General features: G+C 57.5%; 1 protein-coding gene. It reads left to right on the forward strand.

What is annotated here, in order from left to right:
* On the forward strand, window positions 1–9,251 hold a 9,251-nt coding region (locus BGO59_RS15665; protein WP_293684567.1), incomplete at its 5' end, for a gliding motility-associated C-terminal domain-containing protein.
* Between the last annotated feature and the right edge of the window lie 104 nt (window positions 9,252–9,355).

Genomic DNA, 9,355 nt, shown 5'->3' on the forward strand with positions numbered 1-9,355 from the left:
GCAACATCGTCTTCACGGTAGGTGCGGGCGTAACGGGTAGTCTGACCAACACGGCTGAGATCAGCAGTGCGGGCAATGCCCAGAACCTGCCCGATGTCGATTCAGATCCAGATAACAATCCGAATAACGATGGTACGCCGATCAACGATGATACCAGCGGGGATCATAAGCACAATCCTTCTCAGGATGAGGATGACTCCGATATCGAGGGCATCAATGTCAGTCCAGCACCCGTGTTCGACCTGGCCTTGACCAAGAAACTGGCCAGTGGTCAGTCGGCCAATGTTACGGCTGGTAGTAGCGTAACCTTCACGGTGACAGTTTACAACCAGGGTAACGTGGACGCGACCAATGTTCAGGTGACGGATTACATCCCAACGGGTCTGACGCTGAACGATGCCAGCTGGAGTGCGAGCAATGGTCTGGCCACGCTCAACAGTGTGATTACCAGTCTGCCAGCGGGTCAGAGCACCACGCGCAACATCGTCTTCACGGTAGGTTCGGGCGTAACGGGTAGCCTGACCAACACGGCTGAGATCAGCAGTGCGGGCAATGCTCAGAACCTGCCCGATAAGGATTCCGATCCGGATAACAATCCGAATAACGATGGTACGCCGATCAACGACGACATCAGCGGGGATCATAAGCACAATCCTTCTCAGGATGAGGATGATAGTGATGTTGAAGTGATTAATGTAACGCCAGTGACTCCGGTCTGCGAGAAGCCTGTGCTAACGGTAGGTAATCCAGTCTGTAACCCGGCCAATGGTACCTACAGTGTGAGCGTATATAGCAGTACGGCCAGTGTACTAGCCAGTGCGGGTTCGATGAATCTGTCGGCCGGATTGATCAGTAATATCCAGGTCGGTACCCCAGTGAGCGTATCGGCTGGTAATGGCGCAGGCTGCTTCCAGGTATTGAGTGTGGATAGTCCGGCTTCCTGCCCAACGAATCCATCCTGCACCCAGCCTAAACTGACGGTGGGTCAGCCGATTTGTCAAGGTACGGGCTACTACTCGGTCAACTTCACCGCTGAGCGGGGTAGTGTCCAGATTAGCCAGGGCCGTATCGTAGGCAATAATGTGGTGGATATTCCGCTGGGTACGAACCTGCTCATCTCGGCCACCGATGGTAGCTGCGTAACGCGGGTGAGTGTGGTGAGTCCGGCTTCGTGCACGAATGTGTGTGAGAACCCGGCCATTAGTCTGAGTGGGCCAATCTGTGACGATAAGGGAACCAATACCTACTATCTGAACTATACGGTGACAACTGGTGCTACGGTTCAGGTGAGTCAGGGCTATGCCAACGGCCACTGGATATACGGTATTCCATCGGGCGTTCCGCTCAGTGTGACCGTCAGTACGCCTGGTTGTAGCGATAAGGTGGTGATCATCCCCGGAATCGTCTGTGGGCCTTCGCCACAGCCGCTGCTGGATCTGACCAAGCAGGTCAATAAGACGCGGGCCACCTTGGGTGAGGTCGTCACGTACACCCTCACGCTGACCAACAAAGGCACCGGAACCGCTACTAATGTGGAGGTGCAGGAGTCGATGAGTGCTGGCCTGGCCCTGGTGCCCGGTTCAGTGGTGACGGCTTCGGGAAGCTACGCAGCCACCAGTCCGGTAGGCATCTGGACGATTCCAAGTCTGGCCGCCGGAGCGACCACAACGCTGACCTTCTCGGCCAGTGTAACCCAGGTCGGTGTCGTTTACAACAAGGCCGCCATCCCTGGCGATACGGTCAGTGTGTGTACCACCGTTCCGGTGAAAGTCTGCAAAGGCGCTCCCATTCTGGTCGATATGTCGGCTCCGGCAGGCTATGGCAGCTATCAATGGTACCGCAATGGCGTTCCTGTAGCGGGGGCAACCAGCTATACCTACACGGCTAGCCAGTATGGGGAGTTTACGGTACAGGTCAATGGTGGACAATGTCCCAATGGTGCCTGCTGCCCAATTGTGATCGAAGAGGAAGTGGGCGTAAGCTTTACGCTGGCTACCCAGGCACCGACCTGCAATGGCAGTCAGCCATTGGCCAATGGTACGGTGACCATCGGTGGGCTATCGGCGGCCAGTACGGCCTACCGCTATGCAATTAGCCAGGGTAGTAGCTTTACCACAACGAACCCAGCCATACAGGCCGTACCTGCCAATGGCGTACTGGCCTCGAATCTGGCGGGTGGTCAGACCTACACAATCCGCCTGTTTAATGGAGCGGGTTGCTGGCAGGATCAGACTGTAACCGTTGGGGTGGCTAACTGCGGCTGTCAGGTTGAACCACCCGTGGTCACCTGTGCCATTACCGAGATTTGTAAAGGCGGTTCGACGGTGCTCAGCACCCGGGGCTGTGAATCAGGTAATGTAATCTGGTCCAATGGTCAATCGGGCGCGACTATCGTAGCCACGCCATCGGTGACGACGACCTATACAGCGAGCTGCGTGATCGGTACGTGCGTTAGCAAGGTGTCGAACTCAATCACCGTGACGGTGCTGGATGTGAAAACGCCCTTGCTGACGGCGAGTGTCGACAACGTATGCCCCGGCACGTCGGTGACCCTGACGGCTACAGGCTGTGAATCGGGAACGGTGATCTGGTCGGATAAGGCGCAAACGGGTAACTCGATTGTGGTGATGCCCTACGGCAAAACGACCTATACGGCGCAGTGCCGGATGAATAGCTGTCTGAGTGCGCCAGCCCTGATTACCATAAATGTGAATACGGACTTGCCAACGCCAACCGTAACCTGTAGCACGACCATCGTTTGCCCCGGCGAAACGGTGACGCTGACGGCAGAAAATTGCGTAGGTACGCCAATCTGGAACAGTACGACGGCGACAACCAGCAGCATTGTGGTAACACCTACTCTGGGTAGCAACCGCTACTGGGTATACTGTAAGAATGGCGCCTGCACCAGCAAGTCCTCGAACGTATACACCATTGAGGTGGTAGCCCCACAGGTACCGACCCTTTCGGCCAGCGCCGATACGGTATGCCTGGGCGGTTCGGTGGTGCTGACCGCTACGGGCTGTAACGGCAGCGTACTGTGGTCGACGGGTGAGACTGGAACTAGTATTACGGTGAAGCCAACGGCAAATACCAGTTATTATGCCCAGTGCAAATTCCGTACGTGTCTGAGCAATCAATCCAGCCCGGTAGCCATTGCGGTAGTCAATCCGCAGGCACCGATCGTGAAGGTCAGCAAAACGCTGATCTGTAGCGGAGAACCGGTTTCGCTGACAGCGACCGGCTGCAATGGCACGGTTCAGTGGCATGGTGTGGCCAGAGTGGGTTCGGTGATTACCATCTACCCAACGGAAAGCAAAGAATACTACGCTACCTGTAAGCAGGGTACCTGTGAAAGCAGTGCGTCGAATACGGTTCGGGTGACGGTGAATACCTCGCCAGCTACCGCCCCAACGGTGACTGCTTCGACAACCCTGATTTGCAACAGCGGTGTGGTGAGTCTGACCGCTACGGGCTGTAATGGCAATGTGACCTGGTCGGATGGTCAGACGGGCTCCGTCGTTACGGTAAGTCCGACCCCCACCAACCGGGAGTTCTACGCCCTGTGCGTGCCCACCAGTGGTACTGCCTGTGGCAGTGCTAAATCGAATGTGATTGCCATCAGCGTTGCTCAGCCTGGCGTGCCCAGTATCGTGGCCAGCCGCACAGCGGTTTGCGCTGGCGAAACGCTTACACTGACGGCCAGTGGCTGCAACGGCAGTGTGAAATGGTCGAACGGACAGAGTGGCGCTACGATCCAGGTGAGTCCGCAAACGACCACCGACTATCAGGCAACCTGTAGTCTGGGTGCCTGCGAAAGTGCGCTGTCCAGCAAAGTAACGGTGGTGGTTAACCAAGTCGCTACAGCTCCGGTAGTAACGGCGTCGAGCCTGACAGTTTGTTCGGGTAGCGTGGTGAGTCTGACGGCCACGGGCTGTACGGGTACGGTGAAATGGTCGGATGGTCAGACGGGTTCCGTCGTGTCGGTAACCCCAACGGCCGCCAGCCATGACTTCTCGGCCATCTGTCAGACAGGAACGGCCTGCAGTAGTCCACAGTCGAATGTCGTGTCGATAACTCTGGCCCCCACCGCAGCACCGACCATTACGGCTAGCCGTAACGTGGTTTGCAGCGGGGAGAAAGTAACCTTAACGGCTACCGGCTGTGCGGGTACGGTGACCTGGTCTGGTATCAACCGACTGGGTGCGAGCATCGATATCTATCCGACTTCGACCACTGAATACTACGCCACCTGCAACGTCGGTAGCTGTGTCAGTGCAGCTTCGAATAAGGTGACGGTGACGGTGAATACCGGTACCGGTACGATTCCGGTCGTGACGGCTTCGACGCAGCAGGTGTGCACCAGCGGTGTGGTATCGCTGACGGCGACAGGTTGCAGTAGCGGTACGGTCATCTGGTCGGATGGGCAAACCGGTGCCATTGTCTCGGTAACGGCTACCGAAGCCAACCATGAGTTCTATGCGCTTTGCAAGGACGCAGGTCAGTGTGGTACCGGCAAGTCGAACGTAATTACGGTGACGGTAACGACAATGCAGACGCCGGTGGCGGTATGCAGTACCGATTCGATCTGTGCGGGTGAAGAGGTGACGCTGACGGTACAAAACTGTCAGGGCACCCCGCGCTGGAGTACGGGCGAAACCACGACGAGCATTATCGTCAAACCAACGGTAACGACGGGTTACACGGTGTACTGCAGCCTGAATGGCTGTACGAGCCCAACCTCGAAGTCGTACGTAATTACGGTGGTGCCAGTGGCTGAGCCGACGATTACGGCTTCGGCTACGGCGGTGGAACCGGGTGGAACGGTGACGCTGACGGCAACGGGTTGCCCCGGTACGGTGATCTGGTCGGCTAACGACATTCACGGTAACAACACGGGTAGCTCGATCGTCGTCCGTCCGGAAGGGACCCAGACCTATTCGGCTCAGTGTAAATACCGGACCTGTCTGAGCGACCCATCGATCACGATTGTGGTCAACCCGGGTACCTGTGTGGCGAAAGCTGGTGGCTTGACGCCGGTGAATGCCACCGTGTGTGGTTCGACTAGCAGCACCGTTATCGTGGCGGCTACCCCAAGTGGTGGACTGGTTCAGCCTAGCGGCTACTCGGTCGCCTATTTGCTGAGCAAAGACGGTCTGGTGCAACAGGTGGGTACGACACCGCAGTTCAGTGTGCCGTCGGCTGTGGCCCAGTACGTCATCCATACGCTGGTCTACAACAGCCAGGTGGGTGATGCCAATTACCTCGATCTGGCCGACATCAAGCCAGGTCTGAGCCGCACGACGGATGTGCTGCAACTGATTAGCGGCAAGTGTGCAGCCCTGGATGCAACGGGGGCAAAACTGACGGTCGGTGTAGTGAACGCTCCAACCCTGTCGGCTACCGCTCTAACGGTTTGCAACGGGGGGACGGTCTCCCTGACGGCCAGTGGCTGCAGCGGCAGTGTGAAATGGTCGGATGGCAAAGAAGGCGCGGTGTACGAAACCAGCGTGTATAGCGATCGGACGCTGACGGCGATCTGTGAGGTAGCCGGTTGCGCCAGTCAACCTTCTGCCCCGGTACGCATTACACTGGGTAGTCCGGCGGTTCCGGTCATAGTGAGTACACCATCGATTTGCGTCGGTGAAACCGTCTCGCTGACCGCCACCGGCTGTGCCGACGGGGCGTACCTGTGGTCGGACGGTTCCACAACCGGAGCTATCCTGACGGTAACACCGAGCGCGGATGTTACCTACCGGGTGAAATGCAAACTGGGTGCCTGCGAAGGCGACTGGTCGGCATCGGCTACGGTGCGTGTGGGCAAACCATCGGCACCGACACTCTCCCTACAGGGAGCGGGTAGCACTACGGTTTGCTATGGCATGCCGGTAACGCTGGTGGCTACAGGATGCTCGGCTAGTGAACAAGTGATCTGGTCGAATAATCTGACGGGTTCGTCGATCACCCTGTCGCCAGCCAGTACCGAAACGTATACGGCCTACTGCGCTTCGGCTGCAGGCACTTGCCGGAGCGATGTGTCAGCGGGTATCACCCTGACGGTATTGCCCAAGGTGGCCGTGCCAACGGTCGTCGATAAGACCAATACCTGTCCCATCACGACAGTCGATCTGTCGACGGGGGTAACCAGCCAGGTAAGCACGTCGGGTGGTGTGTTCGAGTACTACACCGATGCTACGCTGACCAGTAAAGTGGCCAACCCGGCTGCGGTGGGCGCGGGTACCTACTACGTGATTGAGCGGACTATGAATGGCTGCGTGAGTCTGCCAGCCATCATCCACGTGCAGATTACGACCTGCACCGAGCCTTCGCCCTGCGATGGGGTGAATCCGGCGACGGCCGATGCGGGTGCCGATGCGAATGTATGTTCGACAACGAGTTATCAACTGCGTGGCGTTCAGGGGGGCGGTGGTAAAACCGCCCACTGGACCACCAGTGGTAGTGGTAGCTTCGATAACCCGTACTCACTGAGTGCGATCTACACCGCTAGTGCGGAAGACGTGCAGAATGGTACGGTAACGCTAACCCTGGCGGTGAGTACGTCTAACGTGAATTGCCCGGTGGCTACCGATCAGATGGTGCTCACCCTGAATGGGGTGAAATCCCAGCCGGTAATCACCATCGTCGGGGCTACCCAGCTCTGCTATGGCGATTCGGTGACGCTGAAAGCCTCCGAGGCTGCGGGCTATCGCTGGAGTACAGGAGCCATCACGCGGAGTATCGTCGTCAAACAAAGTGGTATCTATAGTGTACAGGTACTGGATGATAAGGGCTGCGTATCGGTCAAATCGGCCGAGGTAACGGTGAAGGTAGCCGATCCGGTGCTGCCACCGCTGGTGACCAACCTGCGCAACACCTGTCCGTCGAAAATCGTCGATCTGACCAAAGCCTTATCGACGACGACAGCAGGAAGCAGCTACATCTACCGGATTTGTGAATGCGTCACCTCCAACATTGTGATTCGTCCGGATTCGGTGTGTGAAGGTACCTACTGGATTGTGGAGAAAACAGCCCAGGGTTGCGTAAGCCATCCGTCGAAAGTGGTGGTGAAGGTCTTCGACTGTGCCAGCGATACGCTGCGTTCGGACGTGAGCATCACCAAGACAGTGAACCATACGGTGGTGAACGGTACGCCCGTTACCTACACGCTAACGGTCAGCAATGCGGGTCCGCATACGGCCTACAACGTGGATGTGCGGGATGTGTTGCCCAGTGGGCTGCAACTGCTGCCATCGGCAGGGTACACCTTCGTCAACGGGGTGATTACCAAACGCATCGATAGCCTGAAAGCCGGTGCTTCGGCTCAGATCGTGTTCAGTGCCCGACTGGTGAAGAAAGACGAGGATGTAGTCAACCGGGCCGAGATCACGTATCAGGACCATGTTGATCCGAACCTGAGCAACAACAGCTCCAGTGTTACGGTACGGGATACGGCCACGGCGCCTGCCTCGCAAACCGGCACGGCGGGTCTGGGTCTGGCCCTGGCCGTTGTGAAGGTCGAAGCCCAACCCGATAATTCGTATAACGTGACCTACAAAGGGACGATTAAGAATATCGGTGGTATTGATCTGCAGGGACTGAGTCTGGTTGATAGCCTGAGTCAGGTGTTCCTCTCGCCCGCGTCGTATAGCGTGGTCGGCGCTCCGGTCGTGGCATCGGGTAGCACCCTGGTTGCCAATGCCAGCTTCAACGGCCATACGCAACCCGACCTGCTGACAGGGGCCAGTACCCTGGCTGCCGGAGCGCAGGATGAGGTCGTGTTTGTGGTGAATGTGAAGCCCAATGGTAACAACGGTCCGTTCTACTCCCGTGCGACGGTGACTGGTACGACACCAGATGCCTCTCAGACGGCGCGGGATGTGTCCAACAACGGGGTCGATCCGGTGGCCGATGGGGCTGTAGCGACTACGGTTCGTTTCGACCTGCCTCAAGGCCTGCTGGGTATAGCCAAAGAAGCGGGTACACCGACACTGGTAGCCGCTGGGGTATACGACGTTCCGTACACCATCACGCTGACCAACATGGGTAGTCTGCCCCTGCGGCAGATCCAGGTGAGTGACAACCTCACCCAGACCTTCGGTAGTGGTGCGCTGATTGTCAGCAACCGCATCCGGGTGACGGGAACGGGAACAGTCACGGTCGATACGCTGTACACGGGTCAGGGTCTGCTCACCAAGATGCTGGTGGATACGGCCAGTACGCTGGCGGTGGGCGCCAAGGCAACGCTGGGCTTCACGGTACGGGTCGATGTACGCAACGCATCTCCCCAGTCGTCGTCGCTGACGTTCTACAACACGGCCTACGGTACGGCCCTGGCCTCGGATAATCAGGTGGTGGCCGATACCTCGACGGCGGGTGCGAATACGGACCCAGACAATGACCTGGACCCTCGTAACAACAGTCAGTCGACGCCGGTATCGCTCAACGGGCTGACCACCGATGCGCACATTGGTCTGGCCATGGCCGTAGCCGATACGGTCCGTCAGTCGGATGGTAGCTACAACGTCACCTATCAGATCGTGGTGAAAGCCTACGGGCCCAGTCCGTTGAAAAATGTGCTGGTTACCGATACGCTCTCGACAGTGTTCAACACCCAGACGGGATCGAGCTTCAGCCTGGTGAAAGCACCGTTCATCACCTCGACGGGTAGTGCCCTCAAGCTCAATCCGAACTACAATGGGGCGTCGGATCCGGTCATCGTGCTGGGCGACAGCACCAGCTCGCTGGCAGTGGGTAAAGTCGATACGATTCGGATGGTGATCAACGTCATCACCGATGGTTCGACCACCAGCTTCCTCAACTCGGCTTACGGTCTGGCCCAGTATACGGGTGGTACGGTAAGCGATGTATCGACGAGTGGGTTGAATCCTGACCTCAACGGCAATGGTGATCCGACCGATACCAATGAGCGCGAAGCTACTCCGCTGACTTTGCTGCCGACTTACCAGGCGATTTTCATCCCGCAAGGCTTCTCTCCAAACGGCGATGGAATCAATGACCGGTTCGTGATCCGGGGTGTCGATGGATTGACGGTGAGTCTACAGGTGTACAACCGCTGGGGTAATCTGGTCTACCAGAATGACGATTACCAGAACGATTGGGATGGCAAGCCGAACACGGGTATCGTGCTCAGCTCGGCCGACTCCAACGGGGTGCCCGATGGCACTTACTACTACGTAGTGAATCTGAGCGATGGCCGCAAGTTTGTTCGATACATGACTATTAACCGCTAATTCGGATGGCAAACCAGTTTAGAAGTAAACTATGGGCCGCAGGAGTTGTGCTGCTGATGCTGGGCATCAGCAGCCGCCCCGTGCGGGCTCAGCAGGACAAGATG

This window comes from Spirosoma sp. 48-14 (assembly GCF_001898575.1).
Taxonomy (GTDB): domain Bacteria; phylum Bacteroidota; class Bacteroidia; order Cytophagales; family Spirosomataceae; genus Spirosoma.